Source organism: Coleofasciculus sp. C1-SOL-03 (assembly GCF_040220555.1).
GTDB lineage: Bacteria > Cyanobacteriota > Cyanobacteriia > Cyanobacteriales > Coleofasciculaceae > Coleofasciculus.
In genome coordinates this window covers 1-24316 of sequence record NZ_JAVJUO010000033.1, presented here as the reverse complement: position 1 = coordinate 24316, position 24316 = coordinate 1, and the positions used below count along the sequence as shown (strand labels likewise).

At 45.7% G+C, this 24316-nt stretch carries 22 protein-coding genes and 2 pseudogenes; 16 read left to right on the top strand and 8 right to left on the bottom strand.

What is annotated here, in order from left to right:
* Nucleotides 1-2: 2 nt before the first annotated feature.
* The 5 genes from RIE73_RS05290 to RIE73_RS05270 are packed head-to-tail and all read left to right on the top strand — an operon-like array spanning nt 3 to nt 4095.
* Nucleotides 3-353, top strand: a complete 351-nt coding sequence (locus tag RIE73_RS05290; protein ID WP_446352138.1) for a helix-turn-helix domain-containing protein — start codon at nt 3-5, stop codon at nt 351-353.
* Nucleotides 350-1231, top strand: coding sequence for an ImmA/IrrE family metallo-endopeptidase (locus RIE73_RS05285; protein WP_446400198.1), 882 nt, complete (start codon nt 350-352; stop codon nt 1229-1231). The genes RIE73_RS05290 and RIE73_RS05285 overlap by 4 nt, the downstream gene beginning before the upstream one ends.
* Complete coding sequence (locus RIE73_RS05280; protein ID WP_446400197.1) at nt 1224-2015, top strand: thymidylate synthase; 792 nt, start codon at nt 1224-1226, stop codon at nt 2013-2015. The genes RIE73_RS05285 and RIE73_RS05280 overlap by 8 nt, the downstream gene beginning before the upstream one ends.
* A gap of 22 nt (nt 2016-2037) precedes the next feature.
* Nucleotides 2038-3201, top strand: coding sequence for a nucleotide kinase domain-containing protein (locus RIE73_RS05275; protein WP_446400196.1), 1164 nt, complete (start codon nt 2038-2040; stop codon nt 3199-3201).
* Between the two features lie 3 nt (nt 3202-3204).
* Nucleotides 3205-4095, top strand: a complete 891-nt coding sequence (locus RIE73_RS05270) for a MazG nucleotide pyrophosphohydrolase domain-containing protein (protein ID WP_446400195.1) — start codon at nt 3205-3207, stop codon at nt 4093-4095.
* A gap of 173 nt (nt 4096-4268) precedes the next feature.
* On the opposite strand, the gene RIE73_RS05265 is transcribed toward RIE73_RS05270, so the two are convergent.
* Nucleotides 4269-4742, bottom strand: coding sequence for a hypothetical protein (locus RIE73_RS05265; protein WP_446400194.1), 474 nt, complete (start codon nt 4740-4742; stop codon nt 4269-4271).
* A 380-nt stretch (nt 4743-5122) separates the two neighbouring features.
* Here RIE73_RS05265 and RIE73_RS05260 point away from each other — a divergent pair, with 380 nt between their 5' ends.
* The gene (locus RIE73_RS05260) at nt 5123-5341 is read left to right on the top strand and encodes a hypothetical protein (protein WP_446400193.1); all 219 of its coding nucleotides are present in this window, start codon (nt 5123-5125) and stop codon (nt 5339-5341) included.
* Between the two features lie 120 nt (nt 5342-5461).
* Here RIE73_RS05260 and RIE73_RS05255 read toward each other — a convergent pair whose 3' ends face one another.
* Entirely contained in the window at nt 5462-5683 is a 222-nt protein-coding gene (locus tag RIE73_RS05255; RefSeq protein WP_446400192.1) for a ferredoxin-thioredoxin reductase variable chain, read from the bottom strand.
* 726 nt (nt 5684-6409) lie between these two features.
* The gene (locus RIE73_RS05250; RefSeq protein WP_446400191.1) at nt 6410-7489 is read right to left on the bottom strand and encodes a PIN domain-containing protein; all 1080 of its coding nucleotides are present in this window, start codon (nt 7487-7489) and stop codon (nt 6410-6412) included.
* A gap of 453 nt (nt 7490-7942) precedes the next feature.
* Between RIE73_RS05250 and hemW the strand changes: the two genes are divergently transcribed.
* A complete protein-coding gene (hemW, locus tag RIE73_RS05245) occupies nt 7943-9166 on the top strand; it encodes a radical SAM family heme chaperone HemW (protein ID WP_446400190.1) in 1224 nt (407 codons plus the stop codon).
* On the opposite strand, the gene RIE73_RS05240 is transcribed toward hemW, so the two are convergent.
* Nucleotides 9150-9314 carry a hypothetical protein gene (locus RIE73_RS05240; RefSeq protein ID WP_446400189.1) on the bottom strand — a complete coding sequence of 55 codons (165 nt, stop codon included), beginning with the start codon at nt 9312-9314 and terminating at the stop codon, nt 9150-9152. The two genes, hemW and RIE73_RS05240, sit on opposite strands and share 17 nt — an antisense overlap.
* A 92-nt stretch (nt 9315-9406) precedes the next feature.
* Between RIE73_RS05240 and RIE73_RS05235 the strand changes: the two genes are divergently transcribed.
* The 7 genes and pseudogenes from RIE73_RS05235 (at nt 9407) to RIE73_RS05205 (ending at nt 17442) form a co-directional block, all read left to right on the top strand.
* Nucleotides 9407-10624, top strand: coding sequence for a TIGR02921 family PEP-CTERM protein (locus tag RIE73_RS05235; protein ID WP_446400188.1), 1218 nt, complete (start codon nt 9407-9409; stop codon nt 10622-10624).
* On the top strand, nt 10537-11067 hold the full coding sequence (locus RIE73_RS05230) for a hypothetical protein (RefSeq protein ID WP_446400187.1): 531 nt from the start codon (nt 10537-10539) through the stop codon (nt 11065-11067). Before RIE73_RS05235 ends, RIE73_RS05230 begins: the two co-directional genes overlap by 88 nt.
* Before the next feature lie 218 nt (nt 11068-11285).
* Nucleotides 11286-12374, top strand: a complete 1089-nt coding sequence (locus RIE73_RS05225) for an RNA-guided endonuclease InsQ/TnpB family protein (protein ID WP_446400186.1) — start codon at nt 11286-11288, stop codon at nt 12372-12374.
* Nucleotides 12375-12503: 129 nt separating this feature from the next.
* Nucleotides 12504-13118 (top strand): annotated as a pseudogene (locus RIE73_RS05220) (TIGR02921 family PEP-CTERM protein); the annotation flags it as partial.
* Nucleotides 13119-13276: 158 nt separating this feature from the next.
* The gene (locus tag RIE73_RS05215) at nt 13277-13672 is read left to right on the top strand and encodes a hypothetical protein (RefSeq protein ID WP_446400185.1); all 396 of its coding nucleotides are present in this window, start codon (nt 13277-13279) and stop codon (nt 13670-13672) included.
* 118 nt (nt 13673-13790) lie between these two features.
* Nucleotides 13791-14738: a polyamine aminopropyltransferase gene (gene speE, locus RIE73_RS05210; RefSeq protein ID WP_446400184.1), complete on the top strand. Its 948-nt coding sequence runs from the start codon at nt 13791-13793 to the stop codon at nt 14736-14738.
* 472 nt (nt 14739-15210) lie between these two features.
* Nucleotides 15211-17442, top strand: a complete 2232-nt coding sequence (locus RIE73_RS05205) for a CBS domain-containing protein (protein WP_446400183.1) — start codon at nt 15211-15213, stop codon at nt 17440-17442.
* Between the two features lie 260 nt (nt 17443-17702).
* On the opposite strand, the gene RIE73_RS05200 is transcribed toward RIE73_RS05205, so the two are convergent.
* Nucleotides 17703-18371, bottom strand: coding sequence for a PEP-CTERM sorting domain-containing protein (locus RIE73_RS05200; protein ID WP_446400182.1), 669 nt, complete (start codon nt 18369-18371; stop codon nt 17703-17705).
* 647 nt (nt 18372-19018) lie between these two features.
* Between RIE73_RS05200 and RIE73_RS05195 the strand changes: the two genes are divergently transcribed.
* A complete protein-coding gene (locus RIE73_RS05195; protein ID WP_446400223.1) occupies nt 19019-20221 on the top strand; it encodes an HhoA/HhoB/HtrA family serine endopeptidase in 1203 nt (400 codons plus the stop codon).
* Between the two features lie 167 nt (nt 20222-20388).
* Here the strand turns inward: RIE73_RS05195 and RIE73_RS05190 are convergent, their stop codons facing one another.
* The 3 genes from RIE73_RS05190 to RIE73_RS05180 all read right to left on the bottom strand — a co-directional run bounded on the left by RIE73_RS05190 (nt 20389) and on the right by RIE73_RS05180 (nt 23768).
* Nucleotides 20389-20901, bottom strand: a complete 513-nt coding sequence (locus RIE73_RS05190) for a hypothetical protein (RefSeq protein WP_446400181.1) — start codon at nt 20899-20901, stop codon at nt 20389-20391.
* A gap of 255 nt (nt 20902-21156) precedes the next feature.
* A complete protein-coding gene (locus tag RIE73_RS05185; RefSeq protein WP_446400180.1) occupies nt 21157-22755 on the bottom strand; it encodes an AAA family ATPase in 1599 nt (532 codons plus the stop codon).
* A gap of 107 nt (nt 22756-22862) precedes the next feature.
* Nucleotides 22863-23768, bottom strand: coding sequence for a pentapeptide repeat-containing protein (locus tag RIE73_RS05180; protein WP_446400179.1), 906 nt, complete (start codon nt 23766-23768; stop codon nt 22863-22865).
* Between the two features lie 68 nt (nt 23769-23836).
* On the opposite strand from RIE73_RS05180, the pseudogene RIE73_RS05175 reads away from it, so the two are divergent.
* Nucleotides 23837-24316: pseudogene (locus RIE73_RS05175) on the top strand (RNA-guided endonuclease TnpB family protein); the annotation flags it as partial.

Below are 24316 nucleotides of genomic sequence, written 5' to 3'. Positions count from 1 at the left end.
GTATGAGTCATCAAGAACAGAAGAGGTCAATTATTGCAGCCCGCTTGCGTGAAGCTCGCAAGATGGCGGGACTTTCTCAAGCTCAAGTGGCTAAGATGCTTGGTCTTCATCGCCCTTCAATTACGGAAGCGGAAGCTGGAAATAGAAAGGTTTCTGCTGATGAGATCACAAAACTGGCTGAAATTTATGACGTAAGTGTGTCATGGTTACTTGGAGAGGGTGCAGACAAGCTTGATATCCATGACGACAAGATTCAGCTTGCCGCTAGAGAACTCCGAAAGCTTAAGCCAGATGACCTTGATCGACTTTTAACAATACTTGCTTCGATGCGTAGAGGGGGAGAAGTACTGTGAGGAATCAGACTTTGAGAAATCAGAGAAAGGTGTTGGCACAACAAGCCCAACAGAAGGCAATCGATGTGCGGAGGAAAGCAGGTTTTGATAACAAAAGCCCACTCTGTATTTACGGCTTGTGCGATAAGCTGAATGTGAGGGTCAGATTTATTGACATCAGTATGGAGGGTGTCTATCTCCGAGAAGCAGAGCCGATAATCTTGCTTTCTGCATTACGCCCTCTCCCCAGACGCATCTTTACCTGCGCTCACGAACTCGGTCATCACGTCTTTGGACATGGTTCAACTATCGATGAACTGATAGAAGAATCAAAAAGCTCTACGGCTTTTCAACCAGAGGAGTTTTTAGCTAACTCATTTGCTGGATTTTTGCTCATGCCAGTTTTAGGCGTGCGGAAAGCATTTGTTTCGCGGGGATGGAATGCGGATTCAGCAACCCCAGAACAAGTTTTTACAGTTGCCTGTAGTTTTGGTGTTGGGTACGAAACCCTAATTACTCACATGGCTTACTCTCTCAAAATGCTCTCTTCTTCAAGGGCTAGTACGCTTCTCAAAACCAAGCCCAAGGCTATCCGTGAGAAGGTTCTTGGGCGTCTATCTACTGATCCGTTGATTATCGCTGACGAACACTGGTCAATGCCCACAATTGATGCCGAAGTTGGAAGTCTCCTTTTGCTTCCAACTGGTGCGGAAGCAGCAAATGATACTATAACCTTTGAAGAAAATCACCCGAAAGGACGCCTATTCAAGGCTAACCGTCCCGGCGTTGTGCGGGTTTATTGCCGTGACACCGGATGGGCTGTCTTTGTTCGTGTCTCGCGCTATCAGTTTATTGGTCTAAGTCAATATCGACATCTTGAGGAGGTGGAAGATGAGTAACAGTTCACCTCTTTTGATTGATGAACACAACCTTTCCCATGCTTGGGCAAAAGCATTTTTGCACATTATTAAGAATCCAGGTAAGGAAATTTCTCCTCTTGTGGTGAGCATCACAGATTTTAATGATGGCATTCCAAATGAGGATACAGATATTCGACGGTCTCTCGATAATTGTCTGACTGCTAAAGGTGAGCAAAAAATCGAGACTGTTGCAAATACCATCTTTCCTCATTCTCTCTGGAGACGTTCTAAATACGAACGAGAAGGATTATTTGAGAGATATCTCAACAGTCTTCCCAGGATAAAAGCCATAGAACCTCATAAAAACAGGCGTGGTCTTTACTTTGAAAGACTTATTGCTTTCGGCTCCGGTCCCCGTAATGGAAATCAACTTGAATACATTATTTCCGAGTACCAGGCACGTCCAGGAGTTAGGAGGACAATGTTTCAGGCGTCAATTTTTGACCCGGGAAGAGACCATGTTCGTAGCGCTCAGCTTCCTTTTCCCTGTCTGCAACACGTCAGCTTTGTTCCACAGGGAGAAACGCAAACGCTTACGATGAACGCTTTTTATGCTACCCAGCAGCTATTCAATAAAGCCTATGGTAACTACTTGGGATTATGTAGATTGGGAAATTTTATGGCTAAGGAAATGGGGCTAACGTTTAACCGAATGAATTGCTTTGTTGGTGTAGCCAAACTGGATAACATTACCAAGACTTCAGATACTCTCGCTCCAGTCAAGGAGGCTTGTCGAGAAGCACTGTCTTCAAAGACAGACTAACCAGCAACGGACGGAACATAGTATGGCAGCCAAACAACCAACGCGGGGAAAATTGAAAAGCGATCGCCAAAACAAACCTATTGATGAACAACTAAGTCTTGACTTAGGTAACTATGGTAAACCCAAAATAAATGACAGTATAGATATTGCTGAATACTCCCACATTCTGCCTGCAAAACCCACCGTAGTTTTTGATACCTACTGGCGTTTCGCCGCAGAAAGGCAGAATATTTTTTTCAAAAAGTTGGTAGGGAAACCAATGCCTTGGACTAACGATCCAATCCTTTCGACCTTCAAATTTACCAATGCCTACCGAGCATCAGATCGCACCAGCCAATACCTAATCCGTCATGTTATCTACCGCGACGATCTCCCTCCAACTCCAGAGGAAGTATTTTTCAGAATCATTCTGTTTAAGATTTTCAATAAGATTGAAACATGGCAACTTTTAGAAAATAAGCTTGGCAATATTATCTACGCAGACTATTCTTTTAAACGCTATGACAAAATTCTTACCGAAGCCATAGAAAACAGTCAAAGAATCTATTCAGCCGCCTACATCATGCCTTCAGGAGGAAAAATACTTGGTCATACAAGAAAACACCGTAACCATCTCAAGTTGATTGAGCGGATGATGGTTGATGAATTGCCAAAGAAACTTGCAGATGCAGCAAATATGCACAGAGGATTTGACCTCTTGCGTGAATATCCTACTATCGGTGACTTTCTAGCATATCAGTTTATAACAGATGTCAATTACAGCGAAATTACGAATTTCGATGAAATGAGTTTCGTAGTTCCTGGTCCGGGTGCGCTTGATGGTATTCGGAAATGTTTTGCAGATCTGGGTGGTCTAAATGAGCCAGAAATAATCAAGTTCATGGCGGACATTCAAGAATTTGAGTTCGAGCGATTAGGTCTTGATTTTAAGTACCTCTTTGGACGAAAATTACAGTTAATTGATTGCCAAAATCTATTTTGCGAGGTTGATAAATATTCACGGATTAGGCATCCGGAAATTTCCGGAATATCAGGTCGAACTCGTATAAAGCAAAAGTATTCAGCTCGTAGAGAACCAATTGATTACTGGTATCCGCCTAAGTGGGGAATTAATAAAGCGATTAAAGAATACAGAATAACCCAAGCGGCTACCCAAGCTAAATCAGAATCAAACTTCAAGGAGTGAATAATGGAGTTTCGCAGGTATCAAGAACAAGCATTGAAGAGCGATCGGATTCCTACCAATAGTGGAAATGGAATAATCGTACCCCTGTTGGGTTTGGTCGGTGAAGCAGGTTCACTGCTTACTGAATACAAGAAGTACCTCCGTGATGGAGACGCTCACAAACTCTTCAAAGAGGGTATTGCAGAAGAATTAGGAGATTTGCTTTGGTATGTTGCCAACGTAGCCAGCAAATTTGAGCTTGATTTAGGAGAAATTGCAGAAAGTAATCTTCAAAAGTGTCATGACCGTTGGGGATGGAGAGATTCAGAACATGCAGATATTAACGCTATAGGATATATATTCGACAGGGACTTTCCAAAACACGAATGTTTACCAAGGCAGTTTGCAGTAGAGATTACTGAGTTGAGCCATGATAACTCAGTGAAAATGCAAGCATTTGTCAACGAAAAACAGATTGGAAACAACCTCACCGACAACTCCTACGCGAATGATGGTTACCGCTTTCACGATGTTTTCCACCTCGCATACGTTGGGGTTTTAGGTTGGTCTCCGGTTACTCGTCAACTACTTGGATGTAAACGTAAAAGTAATCCTAAAGTTGATGAGGTTGAAGACGGTGGTCGCGCTAAGGCAATTGAAGAGGGTATATCAGCGCTTGTTTTCAGCTATGCCAAGGATCATAATTACTTGGAAGGAATTGCCGCACTTGATTACCAACTGCTCAAAACTATTAAAAATATGACTTCTCACCTAGAAGTTGATCGATGTTCGCTCGGTGATTGGGAAAAAGCCATTCTTATGGGCTACGATGTATGGCGTCAAGTAGAGAAAAATCGAGGGGGAGCAGTTATTGTCGATCTCGATATACGTTCCATAACTTATCAGCCACAGTGACAGCTTGACTCGTAAAAGAATGTTCAATTTTCAGGATTTATCACTCACTATTTGAAGCAACAGCGATCGCGCCTTGGACACTCAAGCGAATCTAGGATACCCTAAACTAAACGCCGTGGGCGATTCTCACCCAAGAGTTGGTGTCCGGCGACTTATTTGAATCGGCATCATCGCTACCACAACGCCATACATTCAGACAAATTCTCTTGAACTTCAATACTAGAAGGAATTTGGTCAAACGGAAGTTTTTGATAATTACTCAAATCCAAGGTAGTATTCTCCTGGAAAATCCAGTCCGAGGTAGGAGGATCAATCACATAAGTTGCCACGTTAGCGCCGCTGACAAAATTCCCGTTCGCTGTTCCAGTAAAACACTCAGATCGATCCGTTTGATATCGGTAGCGAAATCCTTCAATTTGATTGGGATTTTTTGCCAAAACAATGTAAAACTCTCCTCCTTGTTTGGGATTAGAAGTGGTTCCTAAAAAATAAGTACCATCAGGCAGTGCATTTAAATTAACCGTATTATCAGCATTGTTGCTGTTTTCTGGCGGTGAATTATCAGCCGCGTCAAGCGTTTGCCATTCTGGTTTCGTTGCCTCTAAAATTTGCGCCATTTCTTCTAGAGAAAGAGCGCCCGCATTCATAAAAATGGTGCGGAATTGAACATAATTTCCATCTGGCGAAATATATGGCTGTTCCCAAGCTCTTTCTTTTGCTGTCTTTAAGTCAGAAACACCTGGAGAGTCAAAGGCAATATGTACTGTTTGGTTCTCCGATTATCGGAACTGTCCGAACCCCCCTTGCTGGCGAGCATAAAAGCTACAGCGAAACTAATCAATGAGCCGACGCCGATGAATGTTGCTACCCTGTTAAATTTGTGCATCAGATTTCTCGTTGTCAGGTTCCTGTGTCAACATTAACCCCATGCGCGATCGCGGCTTGGACACTCAAGCGAATCTGAGATACCCTAAACTAAACGCCGTGGGCGATTTGACTTGTACCCAACCCAATACCCCTAATCCCCATGTCAGAGGAATTCCGCCAAATTTTTCCCACTCCTCCGCCTGCTGCGGATAGTTTTGCCACCTACCAACTCGCTCAAGAGTTCCACCGAGAAACGCAGTATCGGCAAGAATTTGAGTCCTACTGCCAATGGTACCGCCAAACTGCCCAACGCCACCAACAAGAACTCCAAAAAATGCAAGGCGACATCAACCTGTTTAGATGGTTCTGTCGCCGCTAATGATTCATAAAGTAGTAATACACAGTCAACCGTCAACGGTCAACCGCCAACAAAAAAGCTGATTTGGATAGGTATTCTCACCGCTCAACTAACTGATTCTGTGGCTCAATTGCTGAACACTCATAAGACTTCTAACTCATCTTCCCGGAAGTGACCGCGAAACTTTTTGTCAAATTTGACCTGAATCGGTAAGTTAGCGCTCACGGGTCGCCCTTGCCATTCTGTAACAATAGCAATAACTTCGCCTTCCATACCCTTGATATCAAACGGCTCATTACGGTGGGCTGGATTGTGGTAAACAATAACAGATGTCTTAACTCTAACGCGATCGCCAACTTTCATCGAAAATTAGGGTTAGTAAGGGGGCGGATGGAAACCCCTGTCATTTATGCTTATGGAAGAATTCGCCCTCTTACATAAACAGCAGCCCGACAGGGCTTCCGAGAGAAGCTGTATTGGTATCCATCCTTCCCGTGTACACGACTGCAATATTTAAAGTTGAAACCCCTACCGCCTTGGATTGACTAACGACGTTCGACGTTTTGCTTTCGCCTTTCGCCTGGGCAGTTACAGGCTCGTGCTTTTAACCTGTACGCATAGAGGTCTTTAATTGCCCGGTGAAGGGCGCTTCCGTTTCCGGAGTAAAGTTTGCCTCGCCAATGTTATACCTCGGTACTTTCTCCAACACACTGGCTTAACCCTTGTATACCTGTTTAATGCTGGAGTTCTAGCAGCTCAGGGCTGGCACGCACCCCAAGGTAGGTACAGACGTAGCATGCTACGTCTCTACAACACTTAGGCATAACGTAGACCACATAGGTCTTAGGCTGGTCAGGGAAAGGGCTTTTTTCAAGCCCCCGGCTTACAGCCGTGGGGTTCCTGACACAAAAAGCTCGTTTTCTCTCCAACAGCCTACATCTTGCCAGAAATTGCTCTGGCAATACTAAACTATTCTTACACAGCAGTGTTCCTTCCTAGAGATTAGTTTGGCAACGGAGCAAAAACGGTGCCGATTTTCCAGCACCGTTTCCAGACCTGTAGCTACTCAACCGCAGCCGATTCATAGCTTTACGCCGCCACAGACGCTTGAGGACGAGCAAAAATCATCCGTCCGGCAGACGTTTGTAAAGCAGAGGTGACCACAACCCGCATTTGGGCGCCGACATGGTCGCGTCCTTCTTCCACAACCACCATCGTGCCATCGTCTAGATACCCTACACCTTGAGAGGGTTCTTTCCCTTCCTTGAGGATTTTCAATTCCAGGCTATCACCGGGCAGATAAATCGGACGTACAGCGTGAGCCAAATCATTGACATTGAGAACGGGAACTTTTTGCAAATTCGCCACTTTACTCAGGTTGTAGTCATTGGTCAAAAGCGTGCCATTAATTTCCTGAGTCAACCGCACCAATTTGGCATCCACTGTCTGAATATCCTCATAATCAGCCGGATGAATAATCAGGCGTTCCGGATAAGCTGTTTGCATTGCCTTGAGAATATCTAACCCCCGTCGTCCCCGAATCCGCTTTTGATCATTGGCAGCATCAGCTAGCTGCTGCAACTCCTGCAACACAAACTGGGGAATGAGGATTTGCCCCTCAATAAACCCGGTATTCAACAGTTCCTCAATCCGACCATCAATAATACAGCTTGTGTCGAGTACCTTACTCGCCGCTGGTTTGAGCGTCCCTTCTGCCACCAACATCGTGTCCAAGCTGTTTGGATTAATCAGGCGCAAAAACGTTCGACCGTGGGTATCTGCCAAACTGATTCCCAGAAAGGCAAACATTACACTGCCCAAAATTGCCGCCAAGGGCTTGATAAAACCAAACTCCGAGGGAAAAGGCAGCAAGAAAATCGGGGCTAGCATTAAATTCGCTAACAGCAGTCCCAACACCAAACCGACTGCCCGGGTCAAAATGACCTCGATGGGCAGTTGGCGTACCTGCTTTTCCAAACGACGATAGGTCACTTGCACCGTTAACCCAACCGCAAAACCAATAATGGCGGTAAAACTGGCTAAAATCCAGCGCAGCGCCTCCAGATTAGTAATCTGTTCCTGCACGGAGGGCGGCAGCAGTTCAACGATGTCGAACCCTATACCTGCTCCTGCTAGGATGAATAAAAGAATAATGACAAAATCAAGCATGGTTCCAATCCAAGTGGTTTATCTGGCAAATCTTTCGATTCTATTCGAGATTTATAATGATAGAGGTTAATCACGTTTATTATATCTTTCACGTCATTTCGTTTCCCTATGCCTATCGGCTTAGCTTAAATCTCCGGGTTTTCGTATAAGTGAGTACAGTTCTCGCCCTTTTATGTTAATGTCTCAAGATTTTTTCTAAACATACCTTGAAATAATCAGTCTATCAGCATCATTGATCAGGAGCTTCATTGGTCAGGGAACAGGACATTCAGATTCATACTTCATAATTCAGATACCATTGATGGTTAGGCATTCAGAAAAATTTACAAAAGGTAATAGATTTAGGTTAATTGTCATCGATCTACTTATTTATTAATCAAATATTAAGAAATATTCGCCAAATTCCCGGATAATGTGTTAAATTTTCTAAACGAATCTGAAAAAATAATCGAGATGGGAACTGCCCATTCCGCCTATATCCATATCCCCTTCTGCCGACGCCGCTGCTACTACTGTGACTTTCCCGTATCTGTAGTCGGCGATAAAGCCACGGGTAGCACGTCCGGCACAATTGAGGATTATGTGGAGGTCTTGGTTGAGGAAATTCAAACCACACCAGCCTCAACTGATTCTCTTGTCACCATTTTTTTTGGCGGTGGCACCCCCTCTCTGTTATCCACTTCACAGTTAAGCCGCATTCTGGATACCTTAGCACAGCAGTTTGGCATAGCGACCGATGCGGAGATTTCCATGGAAATCGATCCAGGCACATTCAACCTGTCGCAGATCAAAGGATACCGGGATGCTGGCGTAAATCGAGTTAGCCTGGGAGTTCAAGCCTTTCAGGATGAACTATTGGGCATTTGTGGGCGATCGCACCAGCTTAATCATATCTTCACCGCCGTCGAGTTACTCCGCCAAGTAGAGGTTCCCGACTGGAGTTTAGATTTGATTTCGGGATTACCCACTCAAACCTTAGAACAGTGGCAGGAATCCTTGACAGCCGCCATTCAGCTTGCCCCTACCCATATCTCCTGCTATGACCTAACCATAGAACCCGTTACCGCCTTTGGACGGCAGTACAGCCCCGGCATTTCTCCCTTACCGACTGACGAGACAACTGCTCAAATGTATCGCCTTGCCCAGCAACTCCTCACTGATGCCGGGTATGACCATTATGAAATATCCAACTATGCTCTACCCACTCACCAATGCCGCCATAATCGAGTGTATTGGGAAAACCGTCCTTTCTATGGATTTGGTATGGGGGCGGCTAGTTATATCCAGGGGCGGCGGTTTACTCGCCCCCGCACCCGACGAGAGTATTATGCTTGGGTGCAACAGTTCATTGAAGCGGGTGGGATCTGGGAGAGTCCAGAACTCTCGGACATGGATGTTTTGTTAGAAACCCTGATGCTAGGACTACGTTTGGCAGAAGGTGTGAATCTATCGGCACTGGTGCAACAGTTTGGCGAGAAGACTCTCTCTCAGATTGGCACAACGTTGCACCCCTACTACGAGAAAGGTTGGGTAGACGTTGTGGAACCCGATGGGAAAGCCTGGGATTGGCATACTGCCCAGAAACTACCCATGACTGGGTGGCTGAGATTAAGTGATCCAGAGGGGTTTTTGTTCTCTAATCAGATTCTGGCTGATTTGTTTAGTCGCTGTACTTGAGAGAGGGACTAATTAATGGGCTGGCTGCAAATGCTGCCGTCCATTGGGGCAGAAACGCCCCGGGTGCTGCCACAATGATGCCATGTAAAAATAATCCTATAAATCCGGCAGTCGTTAGTCGCAGGGATTCTACTTTTTGAACGATCATGAATTTTTAGGCATAAAATGGCAGATATATTTGAAGGTTAGACAACAATCCCCGGTCTTCAGAAAATCGCCTAACTTATATCATTGGGTTTTATGAAAAAAAAGACAACCCTGAAAACATTACTCCAGACGACCAGCCATGCTATCTTTTGGCTTTGGAATCTTACCTTTTTGCTGGTCGTTTACTTTGGGATACTGCCCCTGATTGGGGGGGATTTGGTCGTCGCCATATTGTCTGGTGAGATTGAACCTGAATTCCTCCTCCCCTTAGGTGGTCTTATCGCCGTGCCAACCGTCTGTACTCTAATTGGAGGGTGGCGTTTGCGCCGACAACCGTTGGAACTAATGCGTCTATTCTATGGCGTAGAAGCTCCCCTATTTGCCCTGTGCCTGGTTCGCTTGTTCCTGCTGCGAGAACTCACTCCCGCTAGTACCTTGATCCTGGGAACAGGAGTGGCGTGCATGTTGGCATTTTGCCTGGAAGTGCTGCGTGGCTATGCTCAACGGAATCAAAAATTAGCATGGCTACAACTGTTTACTCACAGCTTGATGCTGTTGGTTGGTGTATTCACCGGATTATTACTGTTATTCTATGCCGTACCTACAGCGGCGGTTTTAGTACGCCAATTCTTTAGCTTTGACTGGGTATACGAACTGTGGTCAATTCTACAGTATGACCCGTCTTTCGCCGTCTGGGGAGTACTTGCGCTTCTACTCTATGGCTTTAGCTGTACCCTATTTTTAGGTATGCCCTCGGCACTGGCTGCCTTATATGTTCAATCCGGGTATCGTATCATAAACAAATTTGCCTCCCAGTATGGCAAAAAACGCACAGTTCAGGGTACTGTTGCTGTACTCAGTGTCTGGATGATTCTGTTTATCTCATTCACGACACAGCCCCAGACCAAGGCATTTAAGCTGTTGGCTCAACCCGCCCAAACTGATAGCGCTAGGACAGCCCTCTTAGCCCAATCGGAGGCGATTCGCAGCGGATTGCTGAACGCCTATTGCCAGTTTTTACAAGAAAGTTATAACCAACTGATGTCGCCGTTTTTGTACAACGGTTCGGGTTCAGATATCGAAAAAGCCGAAAAACTTTACGCCGAATTCTTTGACACTCCCATCCAAAAAGCTGAGCGAAAGGCAGTACAACGCGCCTTGCAATCCACGGCAATTGTAGACCAGGCAAAGGCAGGTGTCCTAAATATTAACCAGAAAAAGGTATGGCTGCGATCGCGACGGCTAAAGATGAGTGGCTTCCTGAATTTTTACCCGCCACCGAGCAGCCGCCGCCACAAGTCCATCAAGTGAATTTCCCAGAGGGTTACCAGATTACAGCAAAACCACTAGGTAGAGAGGATTACGCCTCACCCCAAGGTAAGCGGTTTGCCGTCGTGGTTGATAGTTCACGCAGCATGTCAGCCCAAGTGAAAGCACTGACAAAAACCTTCAATTGGTTAAATCAACAGGGCTTCGCGGATAACAGCTTTGCCAATAATGATGCCGATTTGTACATCACAGGGGCTACGGGCAAACCACCTCAACGTATCGACGATATCCGCACATTTAATCCGGCGAAGATCACGTTCTATGGCACACTCCACTATCAGCAGATGCTGCGACAGTTTCTCCAATTGCAAGGTAATACGCCTTATAATGGCATTTTACTGATCACGGATGAGGGGGTAGTAACTGTAAGCCAATCTCTGATCAGATCTACTCATTCCTGTTCATTATTGGGGAGGGATGAGTAAAGCTGATCAACAAACTCCCTGAACCGCTCTTGCCAATTGGGAACGGCTTTCAGTTTCTCCTTTTGCCCAACATATCCCCTAAAACAGATAGGAGTCTTGTCTAACGGTTTGTCTAGTATTTTTTTTGCCCCTAGTTTATGGTTTTTCCGGAATGGCATTGTTATTATGGGTATATATTTGTATACTGATATTATACACCAAGCAAACCTGATCGGCTCATGCTTCTAGGGTTTAAGACAGAGTTAAGAGTGAACAATAAGCAGCGAACGGCACTAGCCAAACACGCTGGTGTTGCCCGTCACGCTTGGAATTGGGGTCTAGGTTTGACTAAACAAATATTAGACCACAATAGGGATGATCCAGAGGACAAAATCAAATTTCCGACAGGGATTGACTTACACAAGTGCCTAGTAGCCCTAGTTAAACCGATTTATCCCTGGTACTATGAGGTGAGCAAATGCGCCCCTCAGTATGCGCTTAGGCAATTGGCGGAAGCTTGGAAAGATGCATTTAAGAAAAGCAAGAAACCACCTCGGTTTAAGAAAAAAGGAAGGGGCGATAGCTTTACCTTGGATGGATCAATCAAGCTTGACCATTTTAAAATTAGAGTTCCGGTTATTGGTTGGTTGAGGACCCATGAACGGCTACCCATTCAGTTTCAGCCTAAGTCCGTTACCATATCCAGAACGGCTGACAGATGGTTTATCAGTTTTAAGCTGGAATATAAACCAGTCAACCGACCCAAGCCCCACCCTGTAGTGGGAGTGGACTTGGGCATAAAAGCATTAGCCGTATTGTCCACTGGAGTTGTAGTAGAAGGCGCTAAAAGCTATCGAAAGTACTCCAAAAAACTGTCTCGTATGCAATGGCTAAATCGCCATAAACAGATTGGTTCCGCCAACTGGAAGAAAGCCCAAGTCAAAGTAGCCCGTTTGCACCGGAGAATAGCCAATATCAGAAAGGACACGTTGCACAAGCTTACCTCCTATTTAGCCCAAAACCACAGCCGGATAGGAGTGGAAAACTTAAATGTGTCCGGGATGATGGCTAATCATAAGCTAGCTAAAGCCATTCAATGTATGGGTTTTTGTGAGTTCAAACGTCAGTTAGAATACAAATGCAAATTGTATGGGTCAACATTGATTGAAGTAGACCGATGGTATCCCTCAACTAAGACTTGTTCGCGATGCCATACAGTGAAGGATGAAATGCCTTTATCTGAGCGGGTCTTTCGGTGCGATAATTGTGGGTTAGAAATTGACCGGGATTTTAATGCCTCCATTAATTTGGAGATAGCCGCCAGTTAGGTGGGGAAGTGCCTGTGGACTGGGAAGGTGCCGACACCGCCAGAGTGAAGCAGGAAGTAAGCATCAAGACTAGATCTGACTAAGGTTGATCAGTTTTGAGTAGGTCTTATGTAACGGAGTTATGAATTATCCGAGAATAGTAAAGATGGGCTAGACATGCCGGCACCGTTATGGATGGTGCATCTGGGCGCCTTGCCACCGGCTTATGATGATGGGACTCTAAAAGCGATTCAAGATAGTGGGGGTGGTGTATCTACAGAACTCCCAGAGGTCTTGCAGCGATTGGCAACAAAAGCAGCATTAGCCCCATCGGTGGTAACTGTAGTGGATGGCTATGCTTGGTCGATGGCAAAAACTCCCAGTGAAACTACGGTTAAAAACAGTTTTGAGCCATTAGCCGCAAGGCAACTCGTCAAAGGATTGAGTCAACAGATCCAGGGAGATAATCTGGCTCAACTGGATGCCATTCATGCGATCGCCAAAACCTATAAATTGGTGACGCCCTATTCATCAATGATTGTCCTGGTGAATGATCAGCAGCGAGAGGCACTCAAGCAAGCCGAAGCCGAAACTGATCGTTTTGATCGTAAGGTGGAAGATGGACAAGAACAGCTTAATCAGCCGAATAATCCTTTGTCAGTCGCTGTACCTGAACCCGTAAATGGAATGATTGTCGGTTCGCTGGCGATCGCGCTGATCCTATTCCTCAAACGTCAGCAAGGATTGAATCAGAGGGCATCGTAAAGGTTCAACATCCATATTGTAGGCGGCGGTAAATTTCCTCTCCCCACCTAGAAGTCCGGAGTCATTGGCGATATTGGCGTATCCAGTATATAGTTTTAGCGATCAGCTTACCTTCATGGGGACATACCAGGGAGCTGAGACTCAAACCCGTGACGCAGATGGATCAAGATGAAATTAAACGATTAGGAGCTTCCCTCCGACAGATCGATCCAGGGATCTTAAGCCCAGCGAAAGAGGGGATTACCAAAGTTTGGTATCAAGGAGGTGAGCCTTATTTTGATGTAGTGGTAGAACTTCGCCACGGCGAAATTGAGTGGTTTCAATTTACCTTGCGGGGTAAATCTATCTCCTGGAGACCGAGATTTTCGGGTTTGCAAACGGGAAAAACGAATGAATTAGACACCAATGACCTGACGTTTCATCCAGCTACTAAACTGGTTGAACAAAACAACCAACAAGATCATCAGTTTATTGAATTAGCTCACGCTATTCTAAAAACTCGCGCCAATGAACCTCTGTTCAAGCAAATTCTGACATTGTTCGATTCGGCTTAGAGCATCGGCTAAAGTGGAATCAGCTAAAGTTTAACACTGACATCCTCCCATTGCCTGTTGTCGATTGCCTATTTCTGTAATAATGACGATCTGTGTAATGTAATTAGGAAGGGGCTGTATGGCTGGCAGTAAAGTTGATGCCGATTTGTGGATAAGCGAATATATCACGCCTTGGGATATCTATGTTCACGGGATTACCAAGGTTTTAGCTTATAAAAAAACAGCCTATCAGGAAATGTATATTGTGGAAACAGGAGCCTATGGCAAAGGCTTAGTTTTAGACGGTAAATGGCAATCCTGTACAGGGGATGAGTTTATTTATCATGAAGCCTTGGTTCAGCCTGCTATGATTAGTCACCCTAATCCGCGTCGTGTTCTTGTATTGGGTGGGGGTGAAGGAGCAACGATACGCGAAATCCTGCGCTGGAAAACCGTTGAGCAGGTAATGATGGTGGATATTGATGGTGAGGTTGTGGAGGCTTGCCGACAACACCTGCCAGAAATGCATCAAAATGCCTTTGATGATCCCCGAACTCAACTGGTTATTGGTGACGCTCTAGAGATTTTAGACACCATGGAACAGCAGTGGGATATTGTCATCTCCGATCTGTCTGATCCGATTGAAGAAGGACCATCCTATAAGCTGTTTACCAAAGAGTTTTTTGAGAAAGTTCAGCGCGTTCTCACACCGGATGGATTTTTAGTCCTGCAAGCTGGACCCGTTGGAACATTCGCGGTCAACGCCCATGCTCGTCTAGTGAACACCTTAAATGCTGTTTTTCCACATATACACTCCTATTGTTGCTACACCCCCACCTACGGTGAACCCTGGGGATTTGCGATCGCCTCTGCCCAAGCCATTGACACTCAACCCAATCCGGCTACCGTTGATCAACACCTGCAAGACAAGACAACAGGTGGCTTGCGCCTAATCGACGGTGTGGCGTTATTAGGACTGTTACAAACCCCTGCCTATATCCGTCGGGCGATCGCCTCGGAAACTCAAGTCTATACCTTACACGAACCGCCAAAATTCTTTGGTAAGGGGGCATTGAATCAATCCTGATAACGAGTTGTGCTTAAACGTAGTGGATAGGAAGAGCTGGGGAAACTAGGGGAGTGGGTGAAGCGGGGGGAGAGAATGTTATATCTTTGGTCGCAATTTGGCATGACCCACAAGAGCATGATGTAACAATTTGTTACAATAAATGTAACGATTTATTGCAGTCTTAAAAAAAATAGACAGAAAAAAGGAAGACAACAGCGTAAAATTGCCAGTAAAACCAAGTAACTGAAGTTCTCAAGACTTCCAGGGTGCGACTCTCATAAAAATTCCTCCGTTGCGGGAAACCCCCTGTATGCGAGACCGGGGAGTGTCAAATTTACTAGCTGATGCTCCTCCTTGGTAGGTGGATAGCTGTCATAGCTATCGAATAGCTATTATCATAACTAAGCTAACCTGTCAAGTTTGATTGAATCAGTCACCATCCCCGTAATTCTGCCCAGCTACGCCGATCTTCACCCCAGAGACATTGCTCATGCAGCCTAGTGGTCTGCCATTTCATTCCTTAGCTCTAGAACCAGCAATTGATGCTCATTTTTTGACCGTTGCACCAGATACCCCGCTGGTGGATGTCTTGGCGCTGATGAGTCGATTTCGCAGTTGCCGATTACCCAGCCAAGCGTTAGGAACGGACATGAGTCACATCCCCGCGCATCTCCCGCAAATTTCCTGCCTGTCTCAGGAAGAAGATGCCGTGTTTGGTGTGGCGGATACGGCAGCAGGTTGTGTATTGGTGATGGAGGGAGAGCGACTGGTTGGCGTATTCACCGAGCGCGATATCGTTAGGTTAGCGGCGGCGGGTCTTCCCTTAAGCCGAGTCAATATTTCCGAAATCATGACCCGACCCGCGATTACACTGCAACCGTCACCGTCTCACGATATCTTTACCGCATTGGGACTCTTACGCCAGCATCGGATACGTCACCTACCGATTGTCAATAAGCAAGGGCAACCTATGGGAATTGTCACCCATGAGAGTATTCGCCAAGCCCTGCAACCCGTTAACCTGCTAACGCGATTGCGCTGTGTGCAAGATGTAATGACCACAGCGGTGATTCATGCACCCGTAACCACAGCGGTGCTACAGTTAGCCCAGATCATGACAGAGCATCAAGTCAGTTGCGTGGTGATTACTCAAGTCAGAGAGTCGGAAATTCAGCCTGGGGAACCCGCTGCCCTCACGCCAGCCGGATGTTCAGCTCCTTTGACTAAAGCCTCTTGTCCCTGTCCAATGCTGTATTCTCAGTCCCTGATTCCCGTAGGTATTGTCACGGAACGCGATATTGTGCAGTTTCAGGCACTAGAACTAGATTTATCGCGCCTACAGGCTCAAGAGGTGATGAGTACACCCCTATTTTGTCTGGGTCCGTCGGATTCCTTATGGCTAGCCCACGAGCAAATGCAGCAGCATCGGGTGCGACGGTTGGTTGTTCGCGGCAATCAGGGAGAATTAGTGGGGATTGTGTCCCAAACCAGCCTGCTGCAAGTGCTGAACCCCGTGGAAATGTATGGGGTCATCGAACTCCTACAACAGGCGGTGGAAGAACGAACCTCGGAATTAGCCCAGACCAATGAACGGCTACGCCATGAAATTGGAGAGCGCCAGCGAGCGGAGTTAGCCCTACAAAAATCCCATGACCAATTGAAAATTCAAGTTGAACAGCGCACAGCCCAGCTTACTCAAGCCAATATCCGGCTTCAACAGGATATTCTAGAACGCCAGCGGGTAGAAACAGCCCTGCGGCAAAGTGAAGCCCAGTTGAAAAAACAAACCCGCGAACTCACACGCATGATCCAGCAACTGCATTCTTATCAAAGTCAGTTGATTCAGAGCGAAAAAATGTCGTCCTTGGGACAACTGGTTGCTGGTGTGGCTCACGAAATTAATAATCCGATTAATTTTATTTACGGGAATATTGCTTATGCTTCTCAGTACGTTCAGGACGTTATGGGTCTGCTGGAACTCTATGAGCAGTATTATCCCCAACCTGTAGCCGAAATTCAAGAAACGACTGAGGAAATTGACTTAGAATTTGTCAAAACGGACTTGCCTAAACTGATTAACTCCATGAAAATCGGTGCTGATCGCATTCGCAACTTGGTGCTGTCGTTGCGGAATTTCTCCCGCTTGGATCAAGCGGAGATGAAATCGGTGGATCTCCATGAGGGGTTAGATAATACACTATTGATCCTGCAAAATCAGATCAAAGCCACGTCACATTTGGTTGAAGTAGAGTTGGTGAAGGAGTATGGGGATTTACCCTTGGTGGAATGTTATCCGGGGCAACTCAACCAAGTGTTTATGAATCTACTGAGTAATGCTATTGATGCCCTCGAAGAGTTGCGACAGTTCAATGCTCAAACTCAGTTGTCTGATGGGCAATCCTCGAATCCTTATCCCACGGTTGTGATTCAGACAGCGATTAAAGAGGTCAAGCGTCCTACATCCCAGGTGAAATCATCCTTGGTGAATCAATGGGTGGTAGTTCGCATTGCTGACAATGGATCGGGGATGACTGAAGTTGTGCGTCAACGTCTATTTGATCCATTTTTTACCACTAAACCAGTGGGGAAAGGCACGGGTTTAGGGTTATCGATTAGTTACCAGATCGTGGTGGAAAAACATGGGGGATATCTTCAGTGTAATTCTGAATCTGGGCAAGGGAGTGAGTTTGTGATTGAAATTCCGCTGCGACAGATACATTAGGGCTTGCTGCACAAGTGTGGAAGGTACACCAGATAAGGACTTCAAGCCATTTTTTGACCCAACAAGTGCAAGGTTTTTACACTATAACCGTCCAAAATCTGGAATTGCAAGCCGACCTCAGCACCAAATTTCCCCTCGAAAGAGGGGTGAAACCATTGCCCATTGCCCATTCCCTATGAAACACCGAGCGAAGTCGAGGTGTTCCCTCTCCCCACCACAAGACTTATTCAGCAGACCCCAAATAGGATGCTTCCGATCCGCTAGCTTTTCTTTTGCTTTCTGGAATAGTCTTGCTTCAGTAAAACTCCACAACCTAGTACACTCACTAAGCCTAGTAAAGTAGCTGGTTCCGGAACAGCTTGGGAAACCGATTCGTACCTAAGATTATCAAAAGAAAATCGAGAACCATTGAAAGTTACTTCAGCCCGTAAAAAAGGTGTTGTGCTTTCGACACCTAAGAATCCACCTAGTATTCCATACAACCCAATTGTCGATGCATCTTCAGAAATAGTTCCCAGGGAAAAATTATTTACATCGAATAGTTCTATAGTAGTAGTATCGCTAGTTGCAAACCCATATCCTAGTCGATTCTGCGGATTTTGAAATGTCAATGAGAGCACACCAGAAGCCGGTCCACTAATCATAGGCGTACCCAGACCATCGACTAGATGACCAGTACCACTAGAGAGATCAGCGTCTGGGGAGGGCTGACCATTTACAGTAAATTGATGAAGGACATCCTTAAATGTCTGACCATGAACAGGTTCAGTAAGAGGAACTTCAAATACATGCTCTTCATAACGTACTAATGTTGCATTTTCCGAAAAGTCATTGATGCCTATGGGGAAAATAGCAGCAAAAGCTGGTTGTGATTTTATTCCCCAAAAACCTAAACAAATGCCTAGAGTAGCTACAGCAAACTTATTCATGTTTGATCCAGTCCTGTTTCTTGATGACCGACTACCTAGTAGATTACTGCCAATTGGTTTTTGTGGAGTTAGTTAAATACAATCTTTATTAAAATTTTATTCAGGGAAATATTTAACAAGCTTATTAACGTAAATACTTGTTAAGTGTAAATTTACTGTAACTAAGCGCTAAAGTTGCCTTGGTTAAAGCAAAAATGCAAAAGCGATAAGATCGCTTCAATTTAAAATTTACATTTTTTCAAGACAGAGAATCACTGAAACAACGCAAATACGTCCGACTCATAATTTAAAGTTATAGTGAAGGATTAGACTGACCTAACTCTTAATCTTTACACAATCTTTAAGAAAAAGCTCTTGACAATAAAGCCAGATTAGCATTTATGCCCAAAACTTTTTACAGTTAGCTTGACCGAACCCAATGCTATACGGTTTTTTCTCCTTGTCTACTTTCCTTTCTTATCCTCCAAGTCTAGTCCCAACCATAAAATAAAAAACCTACACCTGTAAGGGCCCACCCTCACACCCCGTCCTACCATCAAGGACACTCTTGAGAAGAAGGTTGTACAATTGGAGGCAGCAACTTGGCACAAATGGCGAGTTGCGATCGCGCTTGTCACCCCCTGCAAAAACTACCCGTTTCCAAGACCATGAGTTTATCTTTAAAGCAGCTAACCGTTTATCTGACCTTGCTAGGCTTAGGCGGTGGAGCAGGGGTTTTAGGTAGTCGCTACCTTATGGCTGAACCCCAAGGGGTTAATCCGCCAGAAGCGATGCCGGCAGTATTGGAACCCTTATCCCCAACTCGGCGCTCCAATCGCCCAGCTCCCGCCAATCTTAATTTTATTGCCCAAGCTGTGGAGCAAGTTGGACCGGCGGTGGTGAGAATCGATGCGGCGCGTCAGGTTAGCCAAGAGGTTCCCGAACCGTTTAGAAATCCCTTCTTTCGCCGCTTTTTCGGTAATGAGATGCCTGTTCCGGAACCTCGTGTGGAACGGGGAACGGGATCGGGTTTTATTCTGGAGTCAGATGGGCAGATTATTACCAATGCTCATGTGATCGACGGGGCGGATATCGTCAAGGTTACACTGAAAGATGGGCGGACGTTAGAGGGTCGGGTGTTAGGAGCAGACCCAGTAACTGATGTGGCGATTATTAAAATTGAGGCGGAAGATTTGCCCACCGTCCGTTTGGGTAACGCCGATGAGTTGATTCCTGGGGAATGGGCGATCGCGATCGGCAATCCTCTGGGTTTGGATAATACGGTAACGGTTGGCATCATTAGCGCTTTGGGGCGATCGAGTTCTCAGGTTGGTGTTCCAGAAAAACGAGTCAGTTTTATCCAAACCGATGCAGCAATTAATCCTGGAAATTCCGGCGGACCGTTATTAAACGCCAGTGGTGAAGTTATTGGAATTAATACGGCGATTCGTGCCAATGCTCAAGGATTAGGCTTTGCTATCCCCATTGAAACCGCTCAACGCATTGCTGAACAGCTTTTTGAAAAAGGTCGGGTTGACCATCCGTATCTGGGAATTCAGATGGTAACATTAACCCCAGAGTTACGCAAAGAAATTAATCAGGATCAAGATGCGGGTTTAAAAGTGACTCAAGACCAAGGTGTCTTAATCGTCCGCGTTGTTCCTAATTCTCCAGCTCAACAAGCAGGTCTTGAACCGGGTGATATTATTCAAAAAGTTGGTGGAAAACTGATTAAAACGGCTTCGGATGTACAAGAAGAAGTAGAAGCGAGTGAAGTGGGCGCGAATCTCGATATTGAAGTGAATCGCCAGGGGAAAACAAAAACAATTCTCGTGAAACCGGGAGCGTTTCCAGTAAATCAGTTAGATTGACATTCTTCCCAACTAACCCTAATTGGCGTATGGTTGGGGTTTTCTTGCCAAAATAAAATACAGAATCTTATCTCAACAGGGGGTTGAAACTGTTGCCTGTTGCCTGTTGCCTATTGCCTCTCCCCACCACAAGACTTATTCAGCAGTCCCTACTTAGGCAAAAACGGTTAATCCTGCAAGAGTTGCACCACAAACTCAGCCGCCGTCAGATAACGTCGCCATTCTCTCCCATTCTCAAGGGGTTGTATTCCCCACCCTGGAGAGCTATCCGGCTTTTCCCATAACGTTAGATGCTCCACTGGGGGGTCAGCATAAAAACGACTCCCGCCACTTGCCAATAAGGCGGAACTCCAATGGGTAAAATAATCGTGACTCAGCCGATGAATGGGAAACGTTCCATATAAGGGTACACCCCACCCATCCAACGCCACCAGCGCTTTCACCGTTCCCCCAAGCATCTGCCATCCCCATGCTGCACCAATCGCACCAACTACTCCTGCACTAAAACTGATAAAAGTAACAGAGGTGTTCATTAGAGTGAGATGACGCTGTAAATAGTTCAAAATATGAATAGCTGAATATGCCGGATACTCGTGGCTAGGAAAAAGTAATAGTTGCTGAATATGCCATACATTTTCAGCGTTACAGCGTTGTAACCCAGCTAAAAACTCGTGTGTCAACTGTGAATTGTGAATACCAGGGCAAATGATAACTACTTTCTGCATGAGACTAAATCTGGGTTGACTCAGTACCTGGACATAAATTCTGTAGGCTGTACTAAGAAATGTTAAGAACCAATCTTGCCAAATGAGGATCTTCCGGACTTAGTGTGCTAAACTGACAAGACTCGGTCTGAGTATTTAATTGCTCCCTTGTTGAGTGAACTGGTCACGCTTCATCCCACTATGTTTGTTAAACGCTTTGGTTACCGATCATTAATCCACTTCCAACGGACCAATCCCCTTTTGCTGGGTAAAATGCTTTAACTCTTCCACCAACTGACTATCATTCGACGCGGTTCTCGCCCCCGCCTGGGCTGCCCAGTGTTTTAGGGCTTCAATTTGCTCCCGGGCGATCGCGGCAAGTGGTACCGTTTCTTCTATCGCCCGCCCAATATCCTCTGTGGTAAAATCTCGCCGTTGTCCATTCACCAAAGTACCAAACGCCCGATGCATGGCATCAATAATCACCTGTTCAATCTCCGCCCCACTAAAATCCTGCGCTTGTCGTGCTAATCTGGCTAAATCAAAATCCCGTAAGCGAGAAGGGCGTAAGGGTTGCAAATGTACCTTAAAAATATCCTGGCGTTCGGCTTCCGTGGGCAAATTCAAGAAGAAGATTTCATCAAATCTGCCTTTGCGCAATAACTCGGCGGGCAAAATCTGCACATTATTCGCTGTCGCCACAATAAACACGGGACTTGTCTTTTCCTGCATCCAGGTAATCAGCGTACCAAATACCCGCCTCGAGGTTCCCGAATCCCCATCAACGCCAGCACCAATATTACCAAACGCCTTATCAATCTCATCAATCCATAATACACAAGGCGCGATCGCTTCACTAATTTGAATCATCTGGCGCACCCGACTTTCACTTTCCCCGACAATCCCGCCAAATAATCGCCCGGTGTCTAATCGCAATAAGGGCAAACGCCATTCATGGGCAATGGTTTTCGCGGATAGGGATTTCCCGGTTCCCTGAATTCCCACCAGTAAAATCCCCTTGGGATTGGGAATGCCATAGCGTCGCGCTGCTTCGGTAAATGCATCTTGGCGCATCCGTACCCATTGCTTGAGATTCTCCAATCCACCGACATTTTTCAGCGATTCCTGAACCGTAAAAAAGTCTAAAATTCCCGTTTGGCGAATCGCTTGTTTTTTCTCTGCTAATACGCCATCAATATCCGTTTCATTCACCTGTTGTTTGGCGGCTAATGCCTTTGCCAATACCCGGGCAATTCTGGCACGACTTAATCCTTGACAGGCTTTAACTAATTGTTCCCGCGCTAATCCAGATACGTTTAAGTTTTCCGGTTTAACCAGAATATTAATCAGATAATCAATTTCCTGGGAATTAGGCAAGGGGAAATCAATAACCGTAACTTCCTCACTCAATTCGGCGGGTACTTCTAAGGTATGACTGGTGAGGATTAAGGTTTTACGAGAACGCTTAAGTTCCTTGGTTAGATTCTTCAATTCTCGGATCACGGGCGCATTGCGATCGCTCTGCGGATTTTTTAAGATAAAATGTAGATCCCGCAGGACAAACAGGGTATTTTCCTGAGGATCAGTCTTGCGAATCCGATGCAGCGCCCCCATAACTGAACCCTTATCGGCTCCATTATCCTCCCATCCCCGGACAATATCCCAGAGTAACACTTGGCGTTCGGGTTGGGATTGCACAGCGACGGAGAGTAATACTTCTTCCACGGGTTCTTCTTCAACCGCTACGATATATAGCAACGGATAACGCGCCCGAATCATTAAATCTAATTGTTCGATTAAGGTTTGATGGGGATTGAAGGTATTAGTCATTAGTCATTTGTCATTCGTCATTCGTCATTCGTCATTTGCAACACTTTATCGGGGCGGGTTTAGTCGCATCTGGGTGAGGGAAGAAACGATAGTAACGAAACCCGCCCCTACCCAATTTTTCTTAATTTATGGTAATCCCTAAATCCAACGGGAAAATCGGTATGCTCATCATAATCGGCATTGTCTAGATTAGCATCGGTCAGCTTAACTCCTTTTAGTTTAGCGCCTCTCAAGTTAGCGTCACTTAAGTCGGCTCCTGTCAGATTAGCGCCAACCAGATTAGCTTCGGTAAAATCAGCTTGGCTTAAATTGGCGTTACTCAGGTTTGCCCAACTGATAATCCCTTGAGTCAGATTTGCCTCTTGCAGGTTAGCATGACTTAAATCTGCCCCTCTGAGATTCGCCTCTGTGAGTTCAGCTTGACTGAGGTTTGTCTCCTTTAGGGAAACACCAGTTAGGTTCGCATGGCTGAGATTTGCCTGACTGAGTTCTACACCGTTTAGAATAGTTTGGTTGAAGTTCGCGCCTTTAAGGATTGCTCCTGTCAAATCTACTCGATTGAGATAGGCGCCACTGAGATTAGCATCACTTAAATCAATCTCGCTTAAGATTTCCCACTGTAAACAAATTCCACTTAAATTCGCTCCGGGGAATGCCCGATTTCCGTTTTCGTAACGGTTTAGAAGTTCCTTGGCTAATCGAATGCTGTATTGGGTTAATGCTGACTCGGCTTGAGTGGCGGCGTGTTTTTCCAAAAGAGAATAGGCGGTTTGGTGAATTTCCCACACTTCATCCTCTAGGGCTTGCATGAGTAGGATTATGCCCTTTTGCCGATAATTCAGGGCGTTATGGAGGGCGGCTATTTTGGCATTCAGGGATAGGGGAGAGGATGGGGGGTTCTGACTCAACTGCTGTTTTACGGCTTCAATTCCGCCTAATACGGCGTTTCCTCTGGAGATTGAACCGCCCAAAACTACATCAGTGGCTTGAGGATGATCTGGATAAGCTGGCATAGTTGACAAAATAAGGGTACGAGACTACCGTACCCTTTTTATGCTGTTCAGGGTTCATCTATCTTCGTGACACAGGTGTTACTTCTTTGGTGGCGACCAGCGATGGGGAAAAGATTGCTAATCCAAAGCACTTTAAGCGGCTAAAACGCAAGTTGAGACAAGCTCAAAAAGCATTGTCTCGCAGGGTTAAAGGTTCAAATAATAGGGAAAAGGCTCGGCAGCAGGTTGCTCGCAATCCATGCTCAAATCGCCGACGCCCGTAAAGATTTCCTTCACAAGCTAACGACTCGACTGGTACGTGAAAATCAATCGATTGTTGTCGAAGACTTAGCCGTGAAGAATATGATGAAAAACCATAAGTTGTGACGTAGCATGCTACGGCTCTACAAGCAATTGCTGACGCAAGCTGGAGCGAACTGGTTAGACGGTTGGAATACAAGTGCCAGTGTTGCGGTCGATTACTGGTTAAGATTGACCGATGGTTTCCCAGTTCTAAGCGCTGTGGACATTGTGGTCACGTTGTTGATAAATTGCCGCTTGATGTTAGG

Bases quoted from the DNA above. Each gene is read 5' to 3' on its own strand.
- RIE73_RS05290 (WP_446352138.1), top strand. From the start codon at position 3: ATGAGTCATCAAGAACAGAAGAGGTCAATTATTGCAGCCCGCTTGCGT.
- RIE73_RS05280 (WP_446400197.1), top strand. From the start codon at position 1,224: ATGAGTAACAGTTCACCTCTTTTGATTGATGAACACAACCTTTCCCAT.
- RIE73_RS05275 (WP_446400196.1), top strand. From the start codon at position 2,038: ATGGCAGCCAAACAACCAACGCGGGGAAAATTGAAAAGCGATCGCCAA.
- RIE73_RS05270 (WP_446400195.1), top strand. From the start codon at position 3,205: ATGGAGTTTCGCAGGTATCAAGAACAAGCATTGAAGAGCGATCGGATT.
- RIE73_RS05265 (WP_446400194.1), bottom strand. From the start codon at position 4,742: ATGAATGCGGGCGCTCTTTCTCTAGAAGAAATGGCGCAAATTTTAGAG.
- RIE73_RS05260 (WP_446400193.1), top strand. From the start codon at position 5,123: ATGTCAGAGGAATTCCGCCAAATTTTTCCCACTCCTCCGCCTGCTGCG.
- RIE73_RS05255 (WP_446400192.1), bottom strand. From the start codon at position 5,683: ATGAAAGTTGGCGATCGCGTTAGAGTTAAGACATCTGTTATTGTTTAC.
- RIE73_RS05250 (WP_446400191.1), bottom strand. From the start codon at position 7,489: ATGCTTGATTTTGTCATTATTCTTTTATTCATCCTAGCAGGAGCAGGT.
- hemW (WP_446400190.1), top strand. From the start codon at position 7,943: ATGGGAACTGCCCATTCCGCCTATATCCATATCCCCTTCTGCCGACGC.
- RIE73_RS05240 (WP_446400189.1), bottom strand. From the start codon at position 9,314: ATGATCGTTCAAAAAGTAGAATCCCTGCGACTAACGACTGCCGGATTT.
- RIE73_RS05235 (WP_446400188.1), top strand. From the start codon at position 9,407: ATGAAAAAAAAGACAACCCTGAAAACATTACTCCAGACGACCAGCCAT.
- RIE73_RS05230 (WP_446400187.1), top strand. From the start codon at position 10,537: ATGGCTGCGATCGCGACGGCTAAAGATGAGTGGCTTCCTGAATTTTTA.
- RIE73_RS05225 (WP_446400186.1), top strand. From the start codon at position 11,286: ATGCTTCTAGGGTTTAAGACAGAGTTAAGAGTGAACAATAAGCAGCGA.
- RIE73_RS05215 (WP_446400185.1), top strand. From the start codon at position 13,277: ATGGATCAAGATGAAATTAAACGATTAGGAGCTTCCCTCCGACAGATC.
- speE (WP_446400184.1), top strand. From the start codon at position 13,791: ATGGCTGGCAGTAAAGTTGATGCCGATTTGTGGATAAGCGAATATATC.
- RIE73_RS05205 (WP_446400183.1), top strand. From the start codon at position 15,211: ATGCAGCCTAGTGGTCTGCCATTTCATTCCTTAGCTCTAGAACCAGCA.
- RIE73_RS05200 (WP_446400182.1), bottom strand. From the start codon at position 18,371: ATGAATAAGTTTGCTGTAGCTACTCTAGGCATTTGTTTAGGTTTTTGG.
- RIE73_RS05195 (WP_446400223.1), top strand. From the start codon at position 19,019: ATGAGTTTATCTTTAAAGCAGCTAACCGTTTATCTGACCTTGCTAGGC.
- RIE73_RS05185 (WP_446400180.1), bottom strand. From the start codon at position 22,755: ATGACTAATACCTTCAATCCCCATCAAACCTTAATCGAACAATTAGAT.
- RIE73_RS05180 (WP_446400179.1), bottom strand. From the start codon at position 23,768: ATGCCAGCTTATCCAGATCATCCTCAAGCCACTGATGTAGTTTTGGGC.